We start from the raw sequence: 25,760 nt of genomic DNA on the forward strand, positions 1-25,760 counted from the left end.
CCAGTCCTCTTTGTTATACGCTCCTTGGCGGACGGTAGTTCGAGGCTAGCCTTCCACTGTCGCTTGAATCGGAGTAATCAACATTACGAAAGTGAAACGTCGGCGTATCCTCCGGTACACCGATTGTATGGTTGCGTTACCCGGAAACAGTACCGGGGTAACAAAGTGGAGAAGAGGTGATAACCGGTGTATGCGGTGGTGGCATTCGTGACTACAGACTGGTCACGTACACGAATGGGGGTGTACTGGTTCCGATGAGTGGGTGTCGACTTCGTTCTCCATCCGATGGCTAGCTCTGGGCTCTCACAAGATCAGGTGTTCGAGGTTCTGAAGAGCCCTCGCCGACGATACGCGATCTACTATCTCCGGCGCGAGGGAGGAACCGTCGACCTCTCCGATCTGACCGACCAGGTGGCAGCGTGGGAAAACGACACGACACCGGCCGGGTTGACGAGCGAGCAGCGAAAGCGAGTGTACATCTCGCTCTATCAGACGCACATGCCGAAACTCGACGACGCTGGCATCATCGAGTACGAACGAGAGGCGGGGAAGGTACACCTCTCGCGGCGTGCTCGGGAACTCGACTCCTATCTCGGTGACGTATCTCGCCCCGAGATTCCGTGGGACCGCTACTATCTCGCCCTCTCGGCCGGGAGCATCTTACTCGTCGTCGGCGTCTGGTTCGAAATCTACCCGTTCACGCTTCTCTCCGGTCTCATGACCGCGACCATAATTCTGGTCGCGTACGGTATCTCGGCAATCTTTCAGTATCTCTACTACTGGCGACGCACGGTGCGTGGAACGCCGCCGGAACTGCGACGTGTCGAAGGGCAGTAACTACTGCCGGTGTTCGACGTTACAGACCGCGTCGGCGTCCGCGAGGATGAACGCGTCGTCACGAAGCATCTCTTCGTCTTTCGGGAGAAACATCAGGTGACCGGTTCCGTTCTTGCGCGCCCGAATCGTCTCCCACTCGTCAAGTTCGTAGCCGAAGTCACCTTCGAGGTCGGGGTCGGATGGAAGCCGTTCCCAGGTGAAGCGGTTCATCGCGAACCTCCCAGTGAGACCCAGACCTGAGCCGTACCGTCGATTTCGAGGCGGTCGAGTTCGCCGGAGAAACGATACGCGTCCTTACCGCCGATGACTCGTCCTTCGACTCGCGTACCGGAAACGGTGTCGAACGAGTTAATCGAGCCGAGGTCCTCGGCCTTCGTGACCGACCCACTCACGTCGAACGAGTACTTGCTGGCGTCGTCGGCGTCGCTACTGCCATCGATGACGATAGTTTTCGGAAGGCCGAGTTTCCCCGGTGTAACGCGCTCGCCGTTGAGGAAGATGGTCGCGTTTCCGTCGAGGCTAAACTTCGTGAGAGTGCCGGAGAACCGATAGCTGTCGGTGCCGCCTGCGACCGTCCCCGCGACGGACTCGTTTTCTAGCGTGTCCTCGTCGTCTTTCGACGCCCCACGGTCGGTCGATTTCGAGACCTTTCCAGAGACCTCGAACCTGTAGCTCGCTTTCTTCGAGGCGTTCGAACTTGAGATGCTTAGCACGTTCGGGAAGCCCTGCGCTTTCGCTCGCTTCTGCTGGATGCGCTGGGTGCGATTGCCCGACTCATCGCCCGAACGTGGTTTCAAACCGCCGTTCGACCGACTGCCAGAACTGCCCCCGCTCGCGGCCTGCTTCGCGGACATCGGAACACCCTTCGGCGGCGTCAAATCAGCGTCGCTGCCGGTTCGCGTGTTTGTCTTCGTGACCGACCCACCCTTGGTGGTGACGATGGAACCGAGGATGTCGCAGTTGCGGAGGTGGGTCTCACCGTACCACGACCAGATGGCGCGGGTGGTCGTCGAACCGGGCGAGGAACAACCGATACGACACGGCTTGTTTCCGCGAGAATCGACGACCGTGTTCGTGACCTGGCACGGTCGTGCTTTTCCGTTGAGTCGGACGTTCGAGATGGTGTTGCCCTTGAAGTACGACGACTCGACGTGGAGGTTCCCGCCGTACCCTTGCGCTCCCGGTCCAGAGCCGTACAGGCCGTTGTCGATCATCCCCGCGACGTGGACGTTGCGGAAGGTGATGGTGCCACGATGCGGGAGGTTCGCGTTGACCCAGACGCCGCCGCTGTCGGAGCCAGCGACCTGCCCGTCGCCCATGTAGACGTTCTCTACAAGTCCGGAACCGTTCGGGTCGGAGACGCCGGGGTTCAGCAGGTAGTGGTCACCCGGGTGGATGCCTTCGAACCCGACGTTGCGGATCGTCCATCCGGAGCCGCTGGTACGCACGAGCGCCGATGCTCCGTCGGCCGTCATGTCGATGAGAACGTTCTCGAACGTCTCGCCGTCGCCGATGTCGATGGTTTTCGTCTCGCCTGCGGGGACAGTAATCGTTCGGTACTCCGCGCCAGTCGCCGTGCCCGCAGCTGCGAAAGTCGCTGCAGTCGCGCCTGCGAACTTCAGGTACGAACGTCGGTCCAGCAGACCGTCGTCTGGTGAATCGCGTGCCGTTTCGTCGCGTGCCATGGATTCAATGCTGTATTACCGATTTAAGTAGATTCCGATTTTGACTCAATGCAACTCATTCAATTTAAATGTAGTTAGTGGCGAGCGGTCTGCAAGAGAACGGGCTGGCGCTCGATGGAAACGAAACCTTACCGAAAGAGGTGAGGCCGATATCGCTTCGGGCGTGCACGAACGCCGCTGTCGGTGCTAGCGTGCGTATCACACCTGTACCGCATTGTCGCGTGCCATCGCGTATTCAATGCTATCTTGCTTATTAAAGTAGATTCCGATTCGCTCCCCGAAGCGGCATCTCGGATTTAAGTGTGGTGGCCGAACTCGACAGCGGACTCGGACGGTACAGAGAGCGCACGGTCGACGTGGCAACCGAGTCGTGTTAAATACCGGCGTTGCTCGTCCTCGAGACACGTCGGGAAACGCGGGCTTGAAACGCAGGTTGGACGAAATCGGCTCCCGTCTAATTCCGCCAGTACGGATGGTCTACGTCGGTCGAAATGAACGCATAACAAAGCCCGCGGGTAGACACTTCGAGGACAGCATGGACACTCAAATGAAGACGCTCCTCGTCGGAATCGACGCTGGCTGTCGGTCGGTTCTCGACCCACTGTTCGAGGACGGGGCGCTCCCTACCCTCCAGTCCATCTTCGACGAGGGGTCGTCCGGGCCACTGGAGTCACAGATTCCGCCGTGGACGCCCAGTGCGTGGCCCTCGCTGTACACCGGGGTCAACCCCGGCAAACACGGCGTGTTCGGGTTCCTCCACTTCGACGGATACGACTGGGACGTGATAAACGCCAGCCGAATTCACGAACACACGCTCTGGGAACTGCTCGACCAACACGGCTTTTCGAGCGTCGTCGTCAACGCCCCCGTGACACATCCACCGCGAGCGTTCGATGGTGCGATACTGCCGGGGTACACCGCACCCGAGAATCCGACCTGCCATCCCGACGGACTGTTAGACGACGTCCGGAACGAAATCGGTGGATACCGGGTGTACGCACCCCGGAACCTGCCCGAGACTAAGTCAGTCGAGTGGTACCGCCGCCTCGTGCGAATGCGGGGCGAAGCGTTTCGGTACCTTGCAGACCGCTTCGACCCCGACTTCGGGTTCGTCCAGTTTCAGAGCACGGACACGGTGTTTCACGAACATCCCGGCGAGGACGACGTCGTTCGGACGGTGTACGAGGGGGTCGACGAGCAGGTGGGACGAATCGTCGACGAGTGTGACCCCGACACCGTCCTCGTCGCCAGCGACCACGGCATCGGCGAGTACGGCGGCTACGAGTTCCGCGTCAACGACTTCCTGCGCGATGAGGGGTACGTCGAAACCGTCCGGGGTGGTGAGGGGATGCCCTCGTGGTCGACCATCGCGAACGACCAGTTACAGCGAGGCGAGGAGAGTTCGCCTCGCGAGTTCGGGGTAGCGGAGCGCGGATTCGCGCTCGCCGCGCGGGTCGGCATCACCAGCCAACGAATCGGCGGCCTGCTCGAACGCGCCGGATTGGACGAGTTCGTGGCGAAACACGTCCCGGAACAGTTCATCCGCGCCGCCACCGAGCAGGTCGATTTCCAGAACTCCGTGGCCTTCATGCGCGACCGAATCGAGTGCGGTGTCCGCATCAATCTCCAAGGGCGCGACCCGGCGGGCGTCGTCACACCCGAGCGATACGAGGACGTCAGGTCGGAACTTGTCGAGAAACTCCAGGGCGTTCGCACGTCGGACGGTCACCCGGTCTTCGAGACTGTCGCGCCACGCGAGGCGTTCTTCGAAGGCCCTAACAGCGAGAACGCGGTCGATATCGTCACGGTTCCCGCCGACTTCGACCATTTCCTCTCGGCGCAACTGCGCGGAAAACAGTTCGGCGCGCCGCGTGAGCCGTGGAACCACAAGCTGGAGGGAATCTTCGCTGCGGCAGGCAGTGGAATCGACCTCGACGCGGACTGCACGGACGCCCACCTCTTCGACGTGGCACCGACGGTTCTGGCGACGTTCGGCGTCCCCGCGAGCGACCGGATGGACGGGCACACTCTCCCGGTGGTCGAGTCGGCAGGCGAGCAACGCTACCCCGCGTTCGACGCGGGTGAGACGGTCGAAACGGACGACGAGCGCGTGGAAACGCGACTCGCAGACCTCGGATATCTCGAATGAGCATCACGATAGAGAACGACGGCATCAGAGTGGAACGGGCGGACGATCTCGAACGCTGGAACGACTACGTGGAGCGGTCGCCACAGGGTGACGTGTTCCACCGACTGGAGGCGCTGGAAGTCCAGGCCGAACACACTGGTGCGACCTTCCATCCCCTCGTCGGGTACAAGGGGCAGGAACCGGTCGGTCTGTTTCCCGCTTTCACCATCTCGAAAGGCGGCGTCACGACGGCGTTCTCGCCGCCGCCGAACCTGTGGCTGCCGCACCTCGGCCCGGTGTTGTTGAACATGGCGAAGCTGAAACGCCGGAAGGCCGAGCGCAGACACCGCCGGTTCATCGACGGCTGTCTGGACTGGCTGGACCGCGAGGCCAGCCCGAAGTACGTCCACGTCCGGACGGGTGGCCGGTACGAGGACATCCGGCCCTTCGAGTGGAACGACTTCGACGTGCTGCCGCGTCACACCTACGAAGTCGACCTCACGCCCGGCGAAGAGAGCGTGCTGTCGAGTTTCAGCAGCGACGCCCGGAGCAACACCCGAACCGACGAGAGTCGCTACGACATCCGCGTCGGCGGGCCACGGGCCATCCGGCGAATCATTCGACAGGTCGAGGCTCGTCACGACGAACAGGGCGAACCGTACCGCCTCTCGGCCGAGTTCGTCGTCGACCTCTACCGAAACCTGCCAGGGGGTGCGGTTCGTCCCTACGTCTGCGACGTGGACGGCGAGTTCGCGGGGGGAATGGTCGCGCTGGCCGACGACGAACGGATATACCGCTGGCAGGGCGGCGCAAAACACGACCACGACGTTCCGATAAACGACCTCGTAGACTGGGCCATCATGCGCGACGCTATGGACGAAGGCATCCCACGCTACGACCTCGTCGGCGCGAACGAACGCCGACTCTGTGGCTACAAGGCGAAGTTCGACCCCGAACTCGTGCGCTACTACAGTCTGGAGCGTGGAACGCGGATGATGAACCTGCTGACGGACGTGTACAAGCGGTTCAGATAGAGTCGTGCTGTCGATGAGATAGTATCTGTACTGCGGAGAAGATTTTTATCGCTCAGGCCCGCGCGAGACGCATGGACGAATCGCTGGTCGAAGCGGGAATCGTGCTGATGGCTGCGGCGGTCGGCCTGTTCTTCGGCGGTGCCATCGGCGTCTTCGTGGTCGGATTCGTTCTCGTCATCGTCGGACTCGTGTTATCCGACGACAGACACGACACTGACGGGCGACACGACGGCGGAAAGCGAGTCGAAGGAGACGGTGAGCACGAGACGAGTTGTCCCGACTGCGGTGCGAGAAACGACCACGGCCGAACCACCTGTTACTACTGCGGCAGCGGTCTCTCCGAAGTGTGAGTATCGGCCGATTACCGCCGAGTAACGGCAATTTTCCGTGGAATCCCCGGCATCCCGTCGACCAACCAGAGGACGAGCACGGTGAACAACAGGCCGAGTTCGAGCGCGAGATACCCCCTCACGGCGGGGTCACCGAGATACACGAGGTAGTCGCCGAAGTACTCCCGAAACCGCGCCAGAAATCCCATCTTCGACTGGTCGGCCGGGACGCGAACGAGCGGCCACAGGAGGTATCCCGGAGAGGGCTCTTTGCCGACCGCGACCGGGTAGATAACGTCGCCAGCGAGGTGCGAGAGGTAGCCGACGACGAACGCGACACCGACGTCGCTCCGGCGTGCACGGTGTGCGAGCGCGAGCGCGAGCACCGAGAGCGGAAACGCGGAGAGAAGCGAATGCGCCAGCGAGTGGCCGCTCGGCAGAACCGCGAGCGACCACGCGAGCGGCTTGTCGACGAGGTCGGGGAGCTGGGTGGCGACAGCGAGCACGACCACGGCGTCGCTCCGTGGCGACCGACCAGTCCCGACGTGGCGCAACACCGAGTAGAGGAGATACCCGAACGCGAGGTGTTCCCACGGCCACATTATACTGCCACGTCTATCCAGATGTACGCGTGTTCGTCTGCGTTACCTGTCGTCGGGTCGGTCGGGGGGTCGCCCTCGTAGAGTAGAAACACCACTCGCAGGTCCTCTCCGGCCATCGTCGGCCCGATGTCGTACCGCGTTCGCCACGACTCGCCGGCCGCCACGCGATGGCTGAACCGCCCGATTTCTTCCTGTTCGACGATTCGTGCACTCCCTCCCGACCGTTGTTCGACGCGCTGGAGTTCGACGACGACGGTGTACTCGACCGTCTCGTCTTCGTGATTTCCGATGGAAACGTACACCGGTTTCTGCTCGCCCGGGTCGAACGATTCCGGATAGCCTTCCGTGACGAACTCCCCGCCGGACCGCGTGAGCAAGGAGAGCTGTGAGAACTGCTCGCCGTCCTGCGGCGCAGTGACGGCGTACCCCACCGCGGACAGCGCGAATACGACGGACAGCGCGAGCACGACGTTCAGGACGACGTCGGCACTCGATTCGGTGTCGAAGAGAGCCCCGTACAGTTTGGAACCGACACCGCGAAAGGAGACGCCGAAGCGATTTTCAGGGGGGACGCTAGTACGCCGAACCGCCGCGGGAACGGAGAGGACGAGCGTGACCGAAAAGATGGCGACGACGACGGAGAAGGGTTCGAACGGAACGCTGGCGAGCGAGAACGCGATGCCGATGATGGGAACGAGCGCAAGACTGACGCCGAACGACAGCCCAGCGCGTTCGCCCGGTGTGATTCCTCCCCGCTGGAACCGCGTCGGACTCGACCAGCCAGAAGGCCGTGACGGGCCAGACTGCGGAAACAGGAGCGAAACGAGGCCGTATCCGGGGGCGAACAGGACGAACGGAAGTCCCAGTGCGACCGCCAGCCAGGTTCCGCGCACCATCGGCCGGGAGACCACGACCGAGACGACCGCGGCCCCGACGACGAGTCCCACGAGGTCGGCGGGAAGTTCGAACACTGGCCGCGTCATCCGCCGCCACAACGACTCCGTCGTTTCGTGACTCATACGAACCCCGCCGTCGCCGAGTGGTGGTCGGCCGCTATGTGTTCTCCGAGAGACATCGAAATCAGTCCGTGAACGACGTAGTCTGGAGTGGTACTTTGTTATCCTGCGCGTACCGCTCCCCCCGCCGTGAACTCGGCGCGTATACGGTCGTTGACCCGACCAGAACCCGCCGGTCGCGGAGACAACGCGCGACTACTCCTCCGGAAGGCGCGACATAACAAAGAGGGTTTGCACCCCAGAATGGGGCGTGCCCTGACGAGGGTCGAGTCGAACGACGGTGATTAACTCTGAACTGGACACGCGCAATCAACGACGGAGAAGCACAGGTACCCGACGACGTCATGTTCGCCGTCGACGAAGACGAAAACGGTGGAAAGCTGGCCGTCATCGCAGACGTGACACGAGACGGGGCGTGGATTTCGATGCCGCTCTCGGCTGCCCGGACACTCTCACAACACCGCTGAAATCGGAACGACTTTTCCGTCGGTTTCTCCGGCGCTTTCGGCGAACCTCGTACCGACGGCTCTAGCACCGCTGGCCGGACTGCTCACCGTTCGTTTCACTTCGTCGGCATCCCGATTTCGCCCCACCAAAACTCCCCGGTCTGATGGGCATCGTCGGTCGCTCTCTTTCTCGACCACTCGAAAGAGAGACGAAAAAAGTCGGCGTTAGTAGCTTCGAATCTTCGGCTCGTACTCTTTTTCCTCGCCTTCGAGTATGACGGGCTTGAACCAGAGTTCCGGCGTGCCGTCGTTCCACGAGAGCAGGGTGTGTTTGAGCCACTGCTCGTCTCTCCGCTCCTGGTGGGCCTCGCGCCAGTGGGCGCCACGGAACTCGTCGCGGGCAAGCGCACCGAGCGTGATGGCTTCTGCGAGGTCGATGAGGTTCTCCATCTCGATGGTGTGGATGAGGTCTGTGTTGTACGTCCGCGAGGGGTCGTTGACGTACACGTCCTGATACTCTTCGCGCACCTCGCGGATGTCACGAAGCGCCTGTTCGAGGCCCTCTTCGTTCCGGAAGACGTTGACGTTCTGCGTCATCGACTTCTGGAGCTTTTCGCGCAGTTCGGCCTGCTGGATTCCCTCGTCCTTTTCGAGGAGTCGCTCGACGCGGGCACGTTCCGCTTCTAGCGCCGATTCGACGGTCTGGGTCGGGTCGGCGAGCGTGGCACCGCTTCCGTCGGCCACGGCGTCTTCGTCCGTCGCTTCGACGGCACCGGGTTCGACGGGGGTCTGGAGTTCGCCGACTTCCGTGTCCTCGGTCTTACCGGTTGATATCTCGGCCGTACCGAGGTCCGTCCCCGCGGCGTGCCGCCCCGCGCGCGCGCCGAAGACGATGAGTTCCGGGAGGGCGTTGCCGCCGAGGCGGTTCGCGCCGTGGACCGAGACGCAGGCACACTCGCCTGCGGCGTACAGTCCGGCGATGCAGGTTTCGCCGTTCTCGTCCGTCTCGACGCCACCCATCGCGTAGTGCTGGCCGGGCTTGACCGGCATGGGTTCTTCGAGCGCGTTGACGCCCTCGAAGTCCTCTGCCAGGTGGAGGATGTTCTCGAGGCGGTCGATGATACGCTCTTCGCCAAGGTGACGCATGTCGAGGTGGACGTACTCGTCGTTGATTCCCCGACCCTCGTTCACCTCGGTCAGTTCGGCGCGGGAGACCACGTCGCGGGAGGCGAGTTCGCCGACGTTGTTGGCGTACCCCTCTTCGAACATGAACCGCTCGCCGTCCTCGTTGTAGAGGATACCACCTTCACCACGCACGCCCTCGGAGATGAGAACCCCGGTCGAGGGAAGCGTCGTGGGGTGGAACTGGATGAACTCCATGTCCTCCAGCGGTACACCGGCGCGGTAGGCCATCGCGGCCCCGTCGCCCGTGTTCGCCACCGCGTTCGTCGTGTGGTCGTACACCTGTCCGAGACCACCGGTCGTCAGAATGACGCCGTCTCGGGCGACGAATCCCTCGACGTTGCCAGACCGGATGTCGTAGGCGATGACGCCGTGGCACTCGCGTTCCTCGGGGTCGTCTTCGTTCGTGACGGCGAGTCGGCTGACGTACCACTCGTCGTACACCTGGATACCGCGTTTGACCACCTGCTCGTACATCGTGTGGAGCAAGTGGTGACCGGTCTCCGCCCCCGCGTAAGTCGTCCGCGGGAACGAGAGACCACCGAACGGTCGCTGGGACACTCTCCCGTCGTCCTCGCGCGAGAACGCCATCCCCCAGTGTTCGAGTTGGACCGTCTCTTTCGGGCTATCCTGACAGAGCGTCTCGATTGCGGGAGCGTCGCCGAGGTAGTCCGAGCCTTTCATCGTGTCGTAGGCGTGAGACTCCCACGAGTCGCCCTCTCGGAGCGCCGCGTTGATGCCGCCTTCTGCCGCGCCGGTGTGGCTTCGCACGGGATGGAGCTTCGTGACGAGGGCGACGTCCGCACCCTCCTCGTGGGCCGCGATGGCCGCACGAAGTCCCGCACCGCCAGCACCGACGACGATTACGTCGTGTTCGTGCATTGTCTGTGAGTTTGGCTTACCAGAACTTGAGGTTGTTCTTCACCGCTTCCCGTTTCAGTTCCTGGATGTGGTCGGTTAGCGGGATGTCTTTCGGACAGACGTTCGTACAGGAAAACTGCGTCTGACAGCGCCAGACGCCGTGTTCCTGGTCGAGAATATCGAATCGGTGTTCGCGCATCGCCTCGCCTTCGCGTTCGTCCATGGCGAAGCGGTAGGCCTTGTTCAACGCCGCCGGGCCGAGATACTGGTTGTCGCCCGCCGCGATGTTACACGAGGACATACACGCGCCACACCAGATACAGCGCGTGGACATCTTGACCTTCTCGCGGTTCTCGCGGGACTGGCGCTGTTCTTCCAGTTCGTCGCTCGGCGTGTCGTCGGTCTGGAAGTACGGTTCGACGGCGTGCATCTGGTCGTAGAAGTGCTCCATGTCCACGACGAGGTCTTTGACGACTTCGGCGTGCGGAAGCGGTTCGATGCGGACCGGTTCGTCCATCTCGGAGAGCTGTGTCTTACAGCCCAGTCGCTGTCGACCGTTGACGAACAACGCGTCACTGCCACAGATAGCCTGCCGACAGGAGTGACGGAACGTCAGCGTCGTGTCGAAGCGGTCGCGTGCGAGCATCAGCGCGTCGAGGACGGTCATCCCCTTCGTGAAGGGGACGTGGAAATCGTCGAACCGGGGTTCACTCTTCCCCTCTACCTCGGGGTCGTAGCGGAACACCTTGAGGTGAACCGTCTCCTCGTCCGCCTCGGCGGATTCTTGCGCCCCGGCGGATTGGCGCTGGCGAGACCGCTTTTCTGCTCGCCTGCGGTCGCCGGGGGTTTCGGTTCGCTCCGACTCGGTCTCGGTCTCGGATTCTTCGGGTAGTTGCGTACTCATTTAGATCATCCCGTTCATGACGAGTGCGACGTAGGTTCCCTGCGCCGCGAGCACCACGCCAGCGACGACGAGTACCCACTTCACGGCGGTCTTCTGTCCGCCGGAGAGTCCCTGATTCACGAGTGCAGCGTAGACGCCGTTCACGCCGTGGAACGTCGCCGTCAGGAGGAATAGCGTCATCGTGAGGAAGTACCCCCATTCGGACATTCGCGCCTGCGTCCCAGCGAACTCGATTTCGGACGCGTGGTTGACGAAGTGGAGCAGGAAGAAGTGGAACGCCAGCACCACGACGAGGAACGCCGCCGTGACACGCTGGAGGAACCACGTGAGACTCCCGCTCTGGAACGACGAGTATCGTTCCGCCATCTAGAACGCCCCCTCCATGAACGTCGGAACGCTCGCCAGCACGATGACAGCGGTCACCACGAGCGAGGCATAGAAGCTCTTGTCCTGCGATTCGAGTCCCACGCCGAGGTCGACGAAGAGGAGCCTGACGCCGTTCAAGATGTGAAAGACAGCGACGGCGAGCAGGCCGACCTCACCGACCCGGACGATGAGAAGACTTTCGAGGCCCTGAATTGTATCGGTGTAGACCGCATTACCCGCGGTGGCGGTGCTCAGAACGGCGATGTGCGTGAACAGGTAGCCGATGAGCACCCACCCGGTGAATTTGTGGAAAATCCAGGCCCACATCCCGGCCGTGAACTCGCGCCAGCGGCCGAAGTCCTCGATGAGGCCTCGGTTGTACGATTGACTCATACCAATCCGATGGTCGGTACCGGGGACAAATAGAAGTTACTACCTGTCCGCGTTCTCATCCGGAGGTCCGGTCGCGATGGGGCCGGGTTCGTTCACGTTCGTTTGAACGTTCCGTCGATAGAAATAGATTATAATTCCTCGGTGAAGGCGTAAATGTTCGAAATATATTGGAAATTAATATTCTCCAATGGAATATATTTCATAGACAGGCCAGTATTTTTACTAAGATAGGGCAATTGTATTTCTACGCATCCGGCGGATTGATGTGGTGTTTTGAAAGAAAGAGCACGACCAGTCTCCGGAAGATTCGGTTCGACGCACAGTTCTCAAGGCGTTCGCAGCGACAGGCGCTATCGGTACCGGTGTCGCCGGCTTCGGCGGCAGCGCCGCTGCCGAGCAGCCCGGCGGGAAACTCCTGAAGAAACTCGACGTCAGTGGTACCCTCTCCGAGACGGCCGAGAAGTCCGTCGGTGAGGCCTTCGAGGGAGGGACGTTCGAGGGGACGCTGACGATTACGGAGTTCGTCGTCGACGAAGCGGCGGCAGAGGGCGAGCAACTCGCTGTGAGCGGCGTTCTTAAGGGAACTGCGTTCGGTGATGGCGGGCAGAAACAGAGCATCAAACAGTCGTTCGAGGGGACTCCACTCGCACTCTCAGAGGGAGGCTCCAGTGGAGCGAGCGTGCAGGCGACGAAGACGTGTTCCATCCTCGACCTGGACCTCGGACCCATTCATCTCGACCTCCTCGGATTGGTCGTCGACCTACAGGAAGTCAACCTCGACATCACGGCCGAGACGGGCGAGAGTAAGTTGCTCGGGAACTTGTTGTGTGCTGTCGCTGGTCTCCTCGACCCCTCCACCGGCGGAAGCCTGTCAGACCTCCTCGACATGCTCGGTGGTCTGCTGGAGGACCTGTTGAACAACCTCCTCGGTTGAGACGCCGGCCTTCCTTTTTTGCGGAACCAACCGCCCGACGGGTGAACAAGACCGTCGCGAACCGTTCGGTCGGCGAGGAGTCGTTATCTGGTAACCCGAACAGAAAACGAAAGGACGAAGCGTTACTGCTCGGCCGGTTCTGGCGTTCCGACATACGCTGGTGGTTGCACGTCACTCTCAGTTTCCGCCCGCGACCGGTCGCGTTTCAGTGCCCGTCGGGTGTCAGCGTTCAGTCCCACGATGTGACAGATGGGGTTGCCGGGGTACACCACCGGGTTCTCGAGGACGCCGACGAGGAGACCGGTGAAGGGTGCTTCGACGGTCTCGCTCTGGGTCTTGAACGGGTTGGTGATGGTACAGATGGGGGTTCCCTCGTAGACGAGCGAGCCACGGTCGTAGTGCATCTCCACCAGTCCACCTGCGTCCGCGCGAAGCCACGTCTTCTCTTTCTCGTCGTCGATGACCGTCCGCCAGCCCGGCCACTTCACCGGACTCTCCGGGTGGAGGTTGTACTCCGCGAAGACGCTCATCACGCCTTCGAGAGCCTGGTCGATGAAGTGACGCTGGAAACGGTGGGCCTCGCCCATCTCGATGGTGATGGTCGACGCGCCGGCTTCACTCGCCTCCCGGCGAAGCGTTCCGGACGGGCCGGTCGAGGAGATGATGACATTCGACCCGAACGCGCGGGCGAGTCTGGCGACGTCCGGGTCGCCCATGTCCGCCCGGACGTGGAGCATGTTCGTCCGGCCGCGCGTCGACGTGTGGAAGTCGATGCCCATGTCACACGGTTCGATGAAGTTCCGGTAGATCTGGGCCGCCATTCGTTTCGCGCTCGTCGAATCCTCCCGGCCGGGGAACGAACGATTCAGGTCGCGGTCGTATATCGGCAGGTAGCGTTGCTGTGCGAGGAATCCGGGGACGTTCAACACGGGAAGACAGACGATGGTTCCGTGGAGGTCGTCGTGGTTCCACTCGTGTGCCACCTCGCGGACGACTTCGATACCGTTGAGTTCGTCGCCGTGGGCCGCAGCAGAGAGGAAGACAGTCGGTCCGGGATGTTCGCCGTTGATGATGGTAACGGGGATGCGCACTGGATCGCCCAGATACGTCTCGCTGATTCCGTATCGTATGTTCTGCGTTTCACCTGGCTCGACGATGCCGCCGTTGTACGTGAACGCGTCCCCCCTTGTCCCAGTCATGCAAACCACTCGGAGGTCACTCTATAAAAACATGCCACTACATATGTCCACGGTCGAAATTAATCAGCACGATTTCATTCACGCGCCAGTCGACTGGAAACGATTTAAGACAGAACAGACGAAACGTGATATACATGGCTGCAGATGGCACACCTGTTCGCGTTGGGGTACTCAGTCTACACAACAGTAAAGAAACGAAGGCGATTTGTAATGCAATCCAGGACCTGGGCCACGAACCGGAGTGGCTTCGTCAGGAGAACACGGCGGTCGACATCCGAGATGGTGAGATCGTACTCGAACCGGACATAGACGTCGTCGCCAACCGTCTCCTCCTCTCGAACACGGAACAACCGTCTGAAGCACTCGGTCTCGCCAATATCTACGACTCTCTCGTTCCCGTTCTCAACCGACCGTGCTCGGTGATGACCGCGATTCACAAGTTCTCGACCGCGTCGAGTCTCTCCGACGCCGGTATTCCCGTTCCCGACGCGTTGCTCGCACTCGACAACAACCGCCTGAACGACGGCCGGTCGCAGTTCGGCGACGAAGCCGTCTACAAGACCGCCATCGGGACCCACGGTGGCGGAACGTGGAAGGTGGGTGCGGACGAGATGGTCAACCCGCGCGTCGGGGAGCGACAGGCGTTCTTGCAGGAACTCATCGAACGTGACGACGAACGCCACAAAGACCTCCGCATCTACGTCGTCGGCGACCAAATCGTGGGCGCGATGAACCGGTACGCACCCGAAAACGACTGGCGAACCAACGTCGCGCTCGGTGGCGACGTCGAGGACATGACCGACACCCTCCCCGACGAAGCGGCCGAAATCGCTCGCAGAGCGACCGACATCATCGGACTCGACTACTCCGGTGTCGACCTCATCCAGGGCCACGACGGCTGGTACGTGCTCGAAGTGAACCCGACGGCCGGCTTCAAGGGGCTGTACCAAGCGACGAACCGGAGCGCCGCCCCGTACATCGCACAGGCCGCCATCGAACGAGCGGGTGGCGAGGTGGACCGCGACCGCGTCAAAGAACTCGCCGCCACGTTGGACGATTCGGTACCGGACTGCAAGCCGACCAGCCAGAGTCCGGATCCATCCGACCCCATCGTCATCGGATACACGGAGAGTGTGCTCGTGAGTGGAACGAGCGGTTCCGAAACGGTGGTCGCCAAATCCGACACGGGGGCGACCCGGTCAAGCATCGACACGAAACTCGCGGCGCAGATCGGTGCCGGACCGATAAAGAGCATGACTCGCGTGAAATCCGGCAGTCGGAAATCGAGTAAGTCACGGCCCGTCGTCGACGTGGTCATCGGCGTCGGCGGTAACCGTCACACCGTCACCGCGAGCATCGAAGACAGGGGTCACATGGACTATCCCGTCCTGCTCGGCCGAGACATCCTCGAGAACTATCAGGTCGACGTCCGGCGACGAGTAGACAGCGACGACGACGAGCGAGAGGAAGAAGAAGAAGAGATGGAAGGATAACAGCTTTTCTCGTTCGGCTTCCTACGAACGTTCGAACGGTGACCACGCCCAACCAGTAGCTATGAACGACGACGCAGAATCCACCCTTCGAGACGACCCCGTGATGGCGACGCTCCTCGACGAGCACGAGCCGTATTCCGAGTCGAATTGGTCGGAGTACGAGCGTCTCTGTATCTCTATCATCAACCAACAGCTCTCGACGGCGAGCGCGCTCGCTGTCAAGAACCGGGTGTTCGACCTGCTCGGTGACGTGACTCCGACGTCCGTGTTGGCCGCAGACGAAGACGAACTCCGAGACGCTGGCCTCTCGCGCACGAAAGTCGAGTACCTGAAGAACGCGGCCCGCGCCTTCCAGCAGCACGATTTCACGAGAGAGGCGTTGGCCGACCACACCAACGAGGAGGTGGTCGAACTGCTGACCGAAATCAAAGGTGTCGGCGACTGGACCGCTCGGATGTTCCTCCTGTTCGTCCTCGAACGAGAGGATATCCTCCCACTCGGTGACCTCGCGGTCCGACGAGGAATCGAGCAGTTGTACGGCGATGGCGAGGAACTGACCCGCGACGAGATGCGCGACATCGCCGAGGCGTGGCGGCCCTACCGCTCGATTGCGACGCGATACATCTGGGCGGAGTACGAGTCGGACTGACTTCGAACCCGTGGATTCGCGAGCAGCCCTCGGAGTTTCGCGGCCTCGAAATCGGTCACATTACGGCGGTCGGTCGACTGCTCTCACGTCCGGCGGACCTAAACGGGCGGGTCGGCCCACCCACCGACTTTCGGCCGACCGTCTCGAACCAAAAACGTTCCATCGGTCGGTTCGGACCGTTCTGACGTGGACTTTCGACCGGGTGTCCGGGACACGGCAGCGTGGTCGAATCGGACGAGGGAAAAGCGGTGCTAGATGGGTTCGAGTGGCACTTATAAGGGGGTCGGTTACGACGTCCGTTCCATCCGGGCAGCGAGATCGAGATAGGGGGCTATCGAACTCACGGACTCGCGCAGACGTATCTCGTCTCCGTCTCGGCCGATGATTCCGACCGCTTCCATCTTCGGCAGGTGCTTGTGTCGAAACTCGGTTTCGAGACGCGCGTGATCTGTCTCACCAGATGCGTCGCTCATCTCGGCGATTCGACGAACGAGTTCGCCGACGGTGACCGTCTCCCCCGATTCTCGGAGAAAGTACAGCGTTTGACGACGACGCCGGTCCGCCAGCAGCTCCATCAACGAATCGAGTTCGTCTGACCCTCTGGTACTCGCTTTTGAATCCGGTGTCTCGGACGAGTCGGGGTTCATCCATTTTACACAGTACAAACACGACAAAAAGACCAATGCCTAATTGATTAGGCACTCGGAGAGAGGGGTCAGAATCCCTTCCCGAGCAGTTCGCGGGCGATGATGTTCTTCTGAATCTCCGTCGTTCCCTCGTAAATCTGAGTGATTTTCGCGTCACGGTAGAACCGTTCGACGTCGAAGTCGTTGACGTACCCCGAGCCCCCGTGAATCTGGACAGCTTCGTCTGCTACTTCGACTGCCACGCGGGAGGCGAACTCCTTCGCCATCGACGCGAGTTGCGTCAACTGGTCGTCAGTGTTGGTCACGCTCCACGCCGACTTATATGTGAGGTTGCGTGCGGCTTCCGTCTGCGTATGCATGTCGGCCAGTTTGTGCTGGATGGCCTGGAAGTCGCTGATGGAGCGACCGAACTGCTCGCGCTCCTGTGCGTACTCCAGGGCCTGCTCGCAGGCACCCTTGGCGATGCCGACACCCTGCGCGGCGACGGCCGTTCGGGTCTCGTCGAAAAACTGCATGAGCTGGAGGAAGCCCATGCCGCGCGTGCCGACGAGGTTCTCCTCGGGGACGCGCACGTCGTCGAAGATGAGTTCGGCGGTGTCGGAGGCGCGGATGCCGAGTTTGCCGGTGATCTTGTCCGCTTCGAAGCCGTCCCGGTCGGATTCGACGATTATCTGGGAGAAACCGGAGTAGCGGTCTTCGGCCTCCGGGTCCGTCTTGGTCATCACGACGAAGAAGTCGCCGACCGACCCGTTCGTAATCCACATCTTGTTCCCGTTGATGACCCACTCGTCGCCGTCCTTCTCGGCGGTGGTCGAGACCGACGAGACGTCAGACCCCGTGTCGGGTTCGCTGATGGCGGTTCCCATGATGGCCTCGCCCTCGGCGACCGGCGTGAGGTAGTTTTCTTTCTGCTCCTCGGTCCCGAACTCGCGGATCGCGTCCCCGCCGAACGCGGTACTCGTCACACAGAGACCGATACCGGGGTCGACGGCGAACAGTTCCTCGACGATGATGGCGACTTCCAGTGGGGAGTAGCCCGCACCGCCGTACTCGATGGGGATGTTCGCACCCGTCAGCCCCATCTCTGCGGCCTTGTCGATTACCTCCCAGGGATACTTCTCTTCCTGGTCGTACTCTTTCGCAATCGGTTGGATTTCGTTCTCCGCGAACCGGCGCACTTCGTCACGGACTGCCTGCTGTTCCTCTGTCAGTTCGAAGTCCATGACAGAGCATTACGGGGCCACCAATAAATCGTTTTGTAACCGGCTATAAACTCGTTGCAAGTTTATTATCCCGAAGAGAGAAACCTTGAAACGCCCTCGTGTTGACCCTTCGTGCATGGAGCTCGAAGACATCAACACCATAGCAGTTCTCGGAGCAGGGAACATGGGTCACGGTATCGCCGAAGTCGCGGCGCTCGCGGGCTACGACGTTCGTCTCCGCGACATCAAAGACGAGTTCGTGCAGAACGGCTACGACCAGATCGAGTGGAGTCTCGGCAAGCTCGCGGAGAAAGACCAGCTCACCGAGGCGGAAGCCGACGCGGCGCTGGACCGCGTCACCCCGCTCGTCGATTTCGAAGAGGCAGTCTCGGACGCCGACTTCGTCATCGAGGCCGTGCCGGAGAAGATGGACATCAAAAAGGACGTGTACGGTGAACTGGAGGAGTACGCGCCCGACCGCGCAATCTTCGCTACCAACACGTCCAGCCTCTCGATTACAGAACTCTCGGAGGTCACCAACCGTCCCGAGAAGTTCTGCGGGATGCACTTTTTCAACCCTCCCGTCCGGATGCAACTCGTCGAAGTCATCACGGGCGCGTACACGAACGAGAGCGTCCTCGACCTCACCGAGCAGTTGGCCGAGGAGATGGGGAAGTCCCCCGTTCGCGTGCGGAAAGACAGCCCCGGTTTCATCGTCAACCGCGTGCTCGTTCCCCTGATGAACGAGGCAGCGTGGCTCGTCTACAACGACGAGGCCACCATCGCCGAGGTCGATTCAACCGCGAAGTTCGACATGGGTCTCCCGATGGGGCTGTTCGAACTCACTGACCAGGTCGGTCTGGATGTCGGCCAGCATGTCCTAGAGTATATGCACGACGTACTCGGTGACGCCTACAAACCCTGCCCGCTCTCTCAGGAGAAGTTGGAAAATGAACACTTCGGAAAGAAGGCTGGAAAGGGCTTCTACGACTACGAGGACGGCGAGGGTGCGACAGTTCCCAGCGACGCCGGTCAGGCGTTCATCGAGACGCGACTGCTCGCCATGATGGCCAACGAGGTGGCGAAGCTCGTCGGTAACGACGTCGCCGACCCCGACGACATCGACGAGGCGATGATGCTCGGTACTGGCTTCCCCGATGGTCCGGCCCGGATGGCCGACGAGGCCGGACTCGACACACTTCTCGAAACGCTCAAGAATCTCCACGAGGAGACCGGTGCGGCCCGCTACGAGCCAGCCGACTACCTCCGAGAGGCGGCCGAGGAGGGCGGCTTCTACGAACAGGACGAGGAAAGTGACCGGTACGACTACGAGACCCTTCGCATCGAAAAACCCGGTGGAATGGTGGGGAAAGTCGTCCTCGACCGCCCACACCGGATGAACACCGTCAACGAACAGAAACTCGACGAGCTCTCTCACGCCGTGGACGAACTGACCGACGACGAGGACGTTCGCGCGCTTCTCATCGTCGGGGAGGGAGACAAAGCGTTCTCGGCCGGTGCCGACGTCCAGAGCATGGCCGCAGGCGGCGGCGACCCCATCGAGGCGATCGAACTCTCAAAGAAGGGTCAGGACACCTTCGGAAAACTCGAAGCCTGCCCGATGCCGGTCGTCTCGGGTATCGACGGCTACTGTCTCGGCGGGGGAATGGAACTCGCAACGTGTGCGGACATGCGCATCGCCAGCGAGCGCTCAGAGTTCGGTCAGCCCGAGCACAACCTCGGTCTCTTGCCCGGTTGGGGCGGGACTCAGCGACTCAAACACATCGTCGGCGAGGGACGTGCGAAAGAGATAATCTTCACCGCGGAACGCTTCGACCCCGAGACGATGGCCGACTACGGCTTCGTCAACGAGGTCGTTCCGAACGACGAGTTCGAAGACCGCGCGCTCGAACTCGCCCGTGACCTCGCTGCCGGACCGCCGATCGCCCACAAGTTGACCAAACGCGCGATGCTCGCAGGACGCGACGACACCGACGCCGGTCTCGAAATCGAAGCACAGGCGTTCGGCCACCTGATGAGCACGGACGACCTGATGGAAGGCATCACGGCGTTCATGGGCAAGCGCGACCCCGAGTTCGAAGGGAAGTAACCGCCCTGACTCTCCCCCATCAGGGATGGCACCGATTGACGCAGAATCCGGGCGCTGTCGCCCGATAACGGAAGGTTTAAACTAGTCCCGGCAAAATGAATTGATGCGCACCAAGTGCGATACGCTCGGTTGGTGTAGTCCGGCCAATCATCTTGGCCTTTCGAGCCGAGGACAGGGGTTCAAATCCCCTACCGAGCACTCCCTTCGGGATGCCTTCTTGTAATTTTCATACGTGGCATAGCATGGAGACAAACCTATGCCATACGCCGATACGATTCAAAGGAACACCGACACCGTCGCCGTACAGCGATTAACAATTGTCAAAGCCGAATCAGTAAATCGGGGGTGTCAGTAATGGATTTTGACGGTATCCCTGTCGTCACACAGAAGGCCGAGAGCCAACTCAACCAAAAGCAATTGCTGGATTACCGAGAACACCGTCAAGACTTTCTTGGGTGGCTGCTGGCAGTTGGGAAGCACCCAGAGACGGCTACAGGCTACAGTCGTGCCACTGTCCGAAGGACGGCGTACCGGACTGACCAATTCAATCGATGGGTTTGGAGTGACGAAAACCGGTATACGATGAGCCTCGGACACGCGCACGCGGATAACTACATGAAAAAACTGGCCTATGGAGAGCAAAGTAACTCCCATAAGTCCAACACACAGAAATCCATCAAGCGGTACTTCAAATGGCAGCAGCAGGAACGTGGCGGGAAAGAGTGGAAACCAACACATTCATTCTCAAGAGCGAGTGCAACCAATCCACGGGACTATCTCACTGTCGATGAGCGGAAACAAATTCGGGAAGCAGCATTGGAGTACGGTTCAATCCCTGCCTATGGGAACCTCTCGCCCGAGGACCGGAACCGGTGGAAAGGCCATTTAGCTCAGCGATTCGGGAAGCCGAAATCGGAGGTGACACCCGACGACTGGAACCAAGCAAATGGCTGGAAATATACGTCAATGACTTGGGTGAGTTTGGATGCAGGGTTACGCCCTATAGAAGTAGAGCGGGCGACGACCAAGTGGGTTGATATCGAGAATCGGGTGCTTCGTATCCCGAAAGAAGAATCGAGCAAGAATACAGAGAATTGGATTGTCGGTATCACTGACCGGACTGCCGAAGCTCTTGAACACTGGCTTGAGGAACGGGAAGTTTACGAGCGATACCAAGGGACAGACTCACTCTGGTTAACCCGAGAGGGAAACCCCTATCAGACAACTTCACTCCGGAATCTTCTCAAGCGCCTCTGTGACCTTGCCGGGATACCGACCGAAAGCCGTCAAATGTCTTGGTACGCGATTCGACACTCTGTTGGTACCTACATGACCAGAGAAGAGGACTTAGCTGCTGCACAGGCTCAGCTTCGCCACAAGAGTGAACAGACGACAATGAAGTATGACCAGACGCCTGTAGAAGACCGAAAAGACGCACTCAATCGGATGGGATAGTTGACATAGAAAAGGCTCGAAGACGGCTTTCCAAATTATATCTTCAATCTTAGACACGAGTAGATGTCCGTCCTCGGTTAGTCCCCATGCGATTCGGAAAGGGTCAATCACTCACCATCGGAACAATGGTTGGCCAGCAAAGGCAGTTAGTGACCGAGCAAACGTGAGTCAGGAGGTCTTGGATAAGCACTATGACAAGGGGACGCCGAGCCAGAAGCGGAAACGACGAAAAGAATTCCTGAAGAAATTATGACAAAGTAGCAGATAGCACCTATTAAATTACATCTTAAATTTTATTAATTATAAGAGTCAAATTTAATGTTTAAACAATCAGATGATTATAATTTATTATTGTTATTGTATAGGGGAGTGTATGGAAGATATGGTACGATTTATCTAGCTCTATGAGTATTGATAATATTATGGCCAACAACGATACCGAAGAAGAGACTGCTCCTGAATACATTCCTGGGTTTGTCTACCTTGATATGGACCAAGTAAAATCCATTTCAGCGCGGATGGGAGGCGGTTACATAAAGGAACAGATTGAAGGACATGAAGAGTTGGAACAAGAGTCGGAAAGTCTCCGAGCAAGAGTGATGGCTTCGATTTTCAATATTGGTACAGATGTCGAAGGTCAAGTAACGAGTACCGAAGCAGACACATCTCGGTCTGAATCTGTGAAAGGACTCCACCACTACCATTTTACTCTACTTGAATCGGAACTGGAAGAAGCCGAAGGAGACTGGTTTCATGATTTAGCTTCTGTCCTGGGCGAATCTGAGATGTCTAACGACTCTGCAAGAGAGCGAATGTATACTAGCGTATTTCGAGACCGTATCTCAGAGGGCGACATCATTCGAGTAGAAGGAGATATGGTGCTGTCTGACGTGTCTACCAGTTTGGATATGTTCGATGGGTTTATATCATTAATGGGTAATATGGGCGAGCATGACTATTTGGGAGTCGAATCGTTTGGTATGGGTAACACGTTCGACGATGATTCAGAATTCGCAGAGATGGACTGGGAAACCCGTGAGAAGACATTTAGACTGATGCTTGACCTTATCTCGGGTATTCTGCCAGAAGAGTACGAAAATATGATTATTGCAGAGTTATTTCCTGTTGAAGGAATATCTGAACATAGCATTTGGTCAATACTACAGAGCGACAAACTCGAAGGTAATCCGATTGAGCTCATGGCGAAGTATGAAAAACGAGATATTCCAAACTGTACATTCATCGCTCGGATTGATACTATTACAGATGACCCTACCAACTTTGATGATATGGATGAACTTGGTTCCGACCAAATTGGGATGCTACATCATCTCGTGGATGACTTTGCTTCAGAAATGGGCCTAAAGGTCTCTTATCCATCTATTTCTGTTACACCTATTGCTATCTATCGATGAGCAAACAAAGCAAACATTAGAGGGTTACTTATCAATTCGGTCGGGATTACACTCATTATTCACTAACCTCTGAAAGTGCTTAGACGGCAACCAGTGTTATCCCCAAAACAGGCACGAAGGCGATTGGCGAACGCAACCCTCCAATTATAGCCGAAATTCCGGAATTTTCTCGCGCCGGGCTACCATCTACACGACCCCTCCCCCCTTCTCCCAATGTTCTAACTGTAGCACTTGTGCCAGACCGCTTGTATCCACGCTACCGTTCCAGATGGATATAGACCGCTGCTCGTGCCCCGACCTTTTTCTTATGTAACTCTCCCTGTTCTACGAGGGTTTCGAGTTTATTGTAGGCCGAAGGCCGAGAGCAGTCCAATTCGTCGGCTACCTCAGTAGCTGTCAAGACCGGAATCTCGACGTCCTCAAAGACAGAAAGCACGCTCTCAAGAGTTACCTGCTCAGTGTACTGCCCGCTTTCGTCGCGCTCTTTTTTCATACGACAAATGCGAAGGCCGTCGATATAACTCCTTTGACTACGTGGTTAGAGAACAAGATTTAATACCAATAACTACGTGGTTACTGGTAGAGGGTCGCCGTTCCTCGGGGCGTCAATCCATGAAACGCCCGAGTGCTGGAACACTCGGACTGTGGCCTTCTGTGGAGCCAGAAAGCCATGTCAGACCAGACTGCAACATCGGAAAAGAGTATCGTTGACCAACTGTCGTTTGGAGCGAAGACTGTTAAGCGTGTAACGTGGGAAGCATGGGAATTCACCATTGTTGGCCCATATCTGGTGGAAGTGACCAACGCCAGTTACGGTTTCGAGAAGGACGACCATGCCTACGCAGTTGGCGTTGAGAAACGTAACGGGCTCATTGTCCCGTCTGAGTGCGAATGCCCGGCAGACCTTCATCAGGACGACGACTGTAAACACAAGGTTGCACTCGCAGCTATTGGTGGGAAGACTGTCCTCGATGCGGCTGTGAATTACTCCACTCGAGAACGAAATTCTCTAACCAAATCAATCACAGTGAGAGACAAGCTCCGGACAGACGGAGGTAAGTCAACAAGAGAAAAGCAATGTCCAAACGGAGATTCAATGTGTCCGGGTCCTAATCCAGATGATGACGAACTCCCATGTTTCGATTGCTACATGATGGGTGTGTAGTACGAAAAACGCTAATCAACGAATTGGAGCTGTCCCGGATTAATTCTTTATCCCAACTGTGAATTCAGAGTAACGGTACTCCAATAGGAGTTTTCCTCAAGAATGGCTCGAAGCGAAACTCTCGATAAATTTCATCGTTTAGTTGGAGAAATCTTTATAATTGTCAAATACTATAAAATAGCTTTAAATATCTGCTTCGCGTCATATCTGATGTAGAGAGTTTAAATCCTGTAGCGGTTGGTTTTTCATGATGACGTAGTATCAGTTACTGCCGAGTGCTAATTACGCCATTTACTCGCGATAGTAACCGGTGTTCCCTACTATTTGAACTCTCTTACCCATACAAACACTCCAGAGACACTTCTCTGGCAAAACCGATTGACAACCTATGTCAACAACACAAAAAGCACAGATAGATTGTATCGACATCATCGGCCAATGTGGCGAAGACCCGACCCGAGAGCCGCATGAGAAAGAAACTTCACTCCATGTGGAGGGGGACGGCACCCACTTTTCAGTCACGTCGTTCAAAAGGGTGGTCTTTGAAAAGCTACTTCAGCGGCCTGAGTTCGAAGTTAAGCACCTCATCGTTCAGGACCCTGATGGTCAAGAGCGTACCATAGACTCACTCGATGAGGTCAAAAACTCTTCATTGACCATCATCGGTGTAGTGGGTCTACTTCCGGTTGGTTCCGTGAATATTGGAACGTCTCGGAGTAGTGACAGCCATGCAGACATTGTGAAATAGGGATTCTACAAGGAAGGCTATCCGACCGGAGTGACAACTATGTCTCTCCTCACTTAGGTACCTTCCCAGTACTTCCTATCACAGTACCCCCCACACACGAACCACCTATGTTATGGTGCGAGAAACGCATGATGGCGGCGAGTTACACTGAATGAATAATATATGAGTATATAAATGAGTTTGGGAGTCACCATATTCCCAGATTCTCCGAACAAGCAGCACTGCCTCGGCGAGAAAACGCTTCCCACCTGAACTATCCCTTAGATGATAAAACAATGAGCAAAACAGCCAGTCACGACTCTGCGAACAGCACCAGCACCAACACCACGACCGTCCCCGATTGGGACAAACTCCCTTGCGTTCAGTACGGCTTCCCCGACGGGAAGGGACCAGCACGCGCTCCGAAACTCCGTACTATATTCGACCCCATTCCTGACGGAGCTACGACCGCCAGTCCTATGTACATCTTGACCCGCGACCAGTTTGAACGCCAACAGCGGCTTGAGAGCGGCTATGAAGTCCAGGGTGAATATAATTCGATTGCCACCGAACTACAAGACGAGTGTGAGGCCGACGACCGCGTACTTTATCCCGTCCATATCGAAAGCGACGTGTACCACAAAGAAGACCCAGCAACTCTCATTGAGTGGTTCCGTGAGTTCGTTGAAGACTACCTTGACGTACCATTCCACACTTGTACGTTGTACTTCTCGGGTAATCGTTCGATTCACGTCCACGTCCCGCGTTTCGTCTCGGGTGAAGACCAGCGGGAACAACTCAAAGAACAGGCCGAGACATTCTGCGAGGAGACTGGAGCCGAGTTAGACTGTGGCCTCTACTATCGGTAGTTCCCATCGTTCCTGATTACTGACTCGGTTTCTGGGGCGAGACGAGAGTAGCTGGCGCGGATGAGCGAATGATTCAACCAAAGACGGCGGTCTCACTCCAGTGAGAGCGCCG

At 58.6% G+C, this 25,760-nt stretch carries 27 protein-coding genes and 1 tRNA gene; 15 read left to right on the top strand and 13 right to left on the bottom strand.

What is annotated here, in order from left to right; translation table 11 throughout:
* Window positions 1-285 precede the first annotated feature (285 nt).
* Window positions 286-837, top strand: a complete 552-nt coding sequence (locus ACR3FF_RS15215; RefSeq protein WP_458188936.1) for a DUF7344 domain-containing protein — start codon at window positions 286-288, stop codon at window positions 835-837.
* On the opposite strand, the gene ACR3FF_RS15220 is transcribed toward ACR3FF_RS15215, so the two are convergent.
* The gene (locus tag ACR3FF_RS15220; RefSeq protein WP_458188937.1) at window positions 838-1,047 is read right to left on the bottom strand and encodes a hypothetical protein; all 210 of its coding nucleotides are present in this window, start codon (window positions 1,045-1,047) and stop codon (window positions 838-840) included.
* Window positions 1,044-2,522 carry a hypothetical protein gene (locus ACR3FF_RS15225; RefSeq protein ID WP_458188938.1) on the bottom strand — a complete coding sequence of 493 codons (1,479 nt, stop codon included), beginning with the start codon at window positions 2,520-2,522 and terminating at the stop codon, window positions 1,044-1,046. The genes ACR3FF_RS15220 and ACR3FF_RS15225 overlap by 4 nt, the downstream gene beginning before the upstream one ends.
* Window positions 2,523-3,057: 535 nt before the next feature.
* On the opposite strand from ACR3FF_RS15225, the gene ACR3FF_RS15230 reads away from it, so the two are divergent.
* The 3 genes from ACR3FF_RS15230 to ACR3FF_RS15240 all read left to right on the top strand — a co-directional run bounded on the left by ACR3FF_RS15230 (window position 3,058) and on the right by ACR3FF_RS15240 (window position 6,034).
* Window positions 3,058-4,671, top strand: coding sequence for an alkaline phosphatase family protein (locus ACR3FF_RS15230; RefSeq protein WP_458188939.1), 1,614 nt, complete (start codon window positions 3,058-3,060; stop codon window positions 4,669-4,671).
* Window positions 4,668-5,684 carry a lipid II:glycine glycyltransferase FemX gene (locus tag ACR3FF_RS15235; protein ID WP_458188940.1) on the top strand — a complete coding sequence of 339 codons (1,017 nt, stop codon included), beginning with the start codon at window positions 4,668-4,670 and terminating at the stop codon, window positions 5,682-5,684. Before ACR3FF_RS15230 ends, ACR3FF_RS15235 begins: the two co-directional genes overlap by 4 nt.
* Before the next feature lie 71 nt (window positions 5,685-5,755).
* Entirely contained in the window at window positions 5,756-6,034 is a 279-nt protein-coding gene (locus ACR3FF_RS15240; RefSeq protein ID WP_458188941.1) for a hypothetical protein, read from the top strand.
* Between the two features lie 11 nt (window positions 6,035-6,045).
* Here ACR3FF_RS15240 and ACR3FF_RS15245 read toward each other — a convergent pair whose 3' ends face one another.
* Both ACR3FF_RS15245 and ACR3FF_RS15250 read right to left on the bottom strand, forming a co-directional pair.
* The gene (locus ACR3FF_RS15245) at window positions 6,046-6,615 is read right to left on the bottom strand and encodes a metal-dependent hydrolase (RefSeq protein WP_458188942.1); all 570 of its coding nucleotides are present in this window, start codon (window positions 6,613-6,615) and stop codon (window positions 6,046-6,048) included.
* A complete protein-coding gene (locus ACR3FF_RS15250; RefSeq protein WP_458188943.1) occupies window positions 6,615-7,634 on the bottom strand; it encodes a DUF1616 domain-containing protein in 1,020 nt (339 codons plus the stop codon). The genes ACR3FF_RS15245 and ACR3FF_RS15250 overlap by 1 nt, the downstream gene beginning before the upstream one ends.
* 305 nt (window positions 7,635-7,939) lie before the next feature.
* On the opposite strand from ACR3FF_RS15250, the gene ACR3FF_RS15255 reads away from it, so the two are divergent.
* The gene (locus ACR3FF_RS15255; protein ID WP_458188963.1) at window positions 7,940-8,098 is read left to right on the top strand and encodes a DUF7556 family protein; all 159 of its coding nucleotides are present in this window, start codon (window positions 7,940-7,942) and stop codon (window positions 8,096-8,098) included.
* 204 nt (window positions 8,099-8,302) lie between these two features.
* Here ACR3FF_RS15255 and ACR3FF_RS15260 read toward each other — a convergent pair whose 3' ends face one another.
* The 5 genes from ACR3FF_RS15260 to ACR3FF_RS15280 all read right to left on the bottom strand — a co-directional run bounded on the left by ACR3FF_RS15260 (window position 8,303) and on the right by ACR3FF_RS15280 (window position 12,339).
* A complete protein-coding gene (locus tag ACR3FF_RS15260) occupies window positions 8,303-10,141 on the bottom strand; it encodes an FAD-binding protein (RefSeq protein ID WP_458188944.1) in 1,839 nt (612 codons plus the stop codon).
* A gap of 16 nt (window positions 10,142-10,157) precedes the next feature.
* A complete protein-coding gene (locus ACR3FF_RS15265) occupies window positions 10,158-11,024 on the bottom strand; it encodes a succinate dehydrogenase/fumarate reductase iron-sulfur subunit (protein WP_458188945.1) in 867 nt (288 codons plus the stop codon).
* On the bottom strand, window positions 11,025-11,390 hold the full coding sequence (locus tag ACR3FF_RS15270) for a succinate dehydrogenase/fumarate reductase transmembrane subunit (RefSeq protein WP_458188946.1): 366 nt from the start codon (window positions 11,388-11,390) through the stop codon (window positions 11,025-11,027).
* Complete coding sequence (gene sdhC / locus ACR3FF_RS15275) at window positions 11,391-11,783, bottom strand: succinate dehydrogenase, cytochrome b556 subunit (protein ID WP_458188947.1); 393 nt, start codon at window positions 11,781-11,783, stop codon at window positions 11,391-11,393. It abuts the gene before it with no gap.
* A gap of 244 nt (window positions 11,784-12,027) precedes the next feature.
* Complete coding sequence (locus tag ACR3FF_RS15280; RefSeq protein ID WP_458188948.1) at window positions 12,028-12,339, bottom strand: hypothetical protein; 312 nt, start codon at window positions 12,337-12,339, stop codon at window positions 12,028-12,030.
* Window positions 12,340-12,345: 6 nt separating this feature from the next.
* Between ACR3FF_RS15280 and ACR3FF_RS15285 the strand changes: the two genes are divergently transcribed.
* Window positions 12,346-12,717 carry a hypothetical protein gene (locus ACR3FF_RS15285; RefSeq protein WP_458188949.1) on the top strand — a complete coding sequence of 124 codons (372 nt, stop codon included), beginning with the start codon at window positions 12,346-12,348 and terminating at the stop codon, window positions 12,715-12,717.
* 122 nt (window positions 12,718-12,839) lie between these two features.
* Here the strand turns inward: ACR3FF_RS15285 and ACR3FF_RS15290 are convergent, their stop codons facing one another.
* The gene (locus ACR3FF_RS15290) at window positions 12,840-13,916 is read right to left on the bottom strand and encodes a succinylglutamate desuccinylase/aspartoacylase family protein (protein WP_458188950.1); all 1,077 of its coding nucleotides are present in this window, start codon (window positions 13,914-13,916) and stop codon (window positions 12,840-12,842) included.
* A gap of 134 nt (window positions 13,917-14,050) precedes the next feature.
* Between ACR3FF_RS15290 and ACR3FF_RS15295 the strand changes: the two genes are divergently transcribed.
* A complete protein-coding gene (locus ACR3FF_RS15295; RefSeq protein WP_458188951.1) occupies window positions 14,051-15,409 on the top strand; it encodes an ATP-grasp domain-containing protein in 1,359 nt (452 codons plus the stop codon).
* A gap of 61 nt (window positions 15,410-15,470) precedes the next feature.
* Complete coding sequence (locus ACR3FF_RS15300) at window positions 15,471-16,058, top strand: DNA-3-methyladenine glycosylase family protein (protein WP_458188952.1); 588 nt, start codon at window positions 15,471-15,473, stop codon at window positions 16,056-16,058.
* Window positions 16,059-16,345: 287 nt separating this feature from the next.
* Here the strand turns inward: ACR3FF_RS15300 and ACR3FF_RS15305 are convergent, their stop codons facing one another.
* Both ACR3FF_RS15305 and ACR3FF_RS15310 read right to left on the bottom strand, forming a co-directional pair.
* The gene (locus ACR3FF_RS15305) at window positions 16,346-16,705 is read right to left on the bottom strand and encodes a DUF7344 domain-containing protein (RefSeq protein WP_458188953.1); all 360 of its coding nucleotides are present in this window, start codon (window positions 16,703-16,705) and stop codon (window positions 16,346-16,348) included.
* A 68-nt stretch (window positions 16,706-16,773) separates the two neighbouring features.
* Window positions 16,774-17,928, bottom strand: coding sequence for an acyl-CoA dehydrogenase family protein (locus tag ACR3FF_RS15310; protein ID WP_458188954.1), 1,155 nt, complete (start codon window positions 17,926-17,928; stop codon window positions 16,774-16,776).
* Between the two features lie 115 nt (window positions 17,929-18,043).
* On the opposite strand from ACR3FF_RS15310, the gene ACR3FF_RS15315 reads away from it, so the two are divergent.
* From ACR3FF_RS15315 to ACR3FF_RS15330, 4 genes are all read left to right on the top strand, one after another.
* Window positions 18,044-20,017: a 3-hydroxyacyl-CoA dehydrogenase/enoyl-CoA hydratase family protein gene (locus ACR3FF_RS15315; RefSeq protein ID WP_458188955.1), complete on the top strand. Its 1,974-nt coding sequence runs from the start codon at window positions 18,044-18,046 to the stop codon at window positions 20,015-20,017.
* 123 nt (window positions 20,018-20,140) lie between these two features.
* Window positions 20,141-20,215, top strand: a tRNA-Glu gene (locus tag ACR3FF_RS15320).
* Between the two features lie 156 nt (window positions 20,216-20,371).
* Window positions 20,372-21,472 (top strand): tyrosine-type recombinase/integrase, encoded by a 1,101-nt coding sequence (locus ACR3FF_RS15325; protein WP_458188956.1) that lies wholly within the window; start codon window positions 20,372-20,374, stop codon window positions 21,470-21,472.
* 422 nt (window positions 21,473-21,894) lie between these two features.
* Entirely contained in the window at window positions 21,895-22,887 is a 993-nt protein-coding gene (locus ACR3FF_RS15330; protein ID WP_458188957.1) for a DUF6414 family protein, read from the top strand.
* 256 nt (window positions 22,888-23,143) lie between these two features.
* On the opposite strand, the gene ACR3FF_RS15335 is transcribed toward ACR3FF_RS15330, so the two are convergent.
* Entirely contained in the window at window positions 23,144-23,380 is a 237-nt protein-coding gene (locus ACR3FF_RS15335) for a helix-turn-helix domain-containing protein (RefSeq protein WP_458188958.1), read from the bottom strand.
* 177 nt (window positions 23,381-23,557) lie between these two features.
* Between ACR3FF_RS15335 and ACR3FF_RS15340 the strand changes: the two genes are divergently transcribed.
* The 3 genes from ACR3FF_RS15340 (at window position 23,558) to ACR3FF_RS15350 (ending at window position 25,648) form a co-directional block, all read left to right on the top strand.
* Window positions 23,558-24,052, top strand: coding sequence for an SWIM zinc finger family protein (locus ACR3FF_RS15340; protein ID WP_458188959.1), 495 nt, complete (start codon window positions 23,558-23,560; stop codon window positions 24,050-24,052).
* A gap of 388 nt (window positions 24,053-24,440) precedes the next feature.
* Complete coding sequence (locus tag ACR3FF_RS15345; protein ID WP_458188960.1) at window positions 24,441-24,800, top strand: hypothetical protein; 360 nt, start codon at window positions 24,441-24,443, stop codon at window positions 24,798-24,800.
* 275 nt (window positions 24,801-25,075) lie between these two features.
* Window positions 25,076-25,648, top strand: a complete 573-nt coding sequence (locus ACR3FF_RS15350) for a hypothetical protein (RefSeq protein WP_458188961.1) — start codon at window positions 25,076-25,078, stop codon at window positions 25,646-25,648.
* Window positions 25,649-25,760 lie beyond the last annotated feature (112 nt).

The sequence above is a fragment of the Haladaptatus ordinarius genome (genome assembly GCF_054177595.1).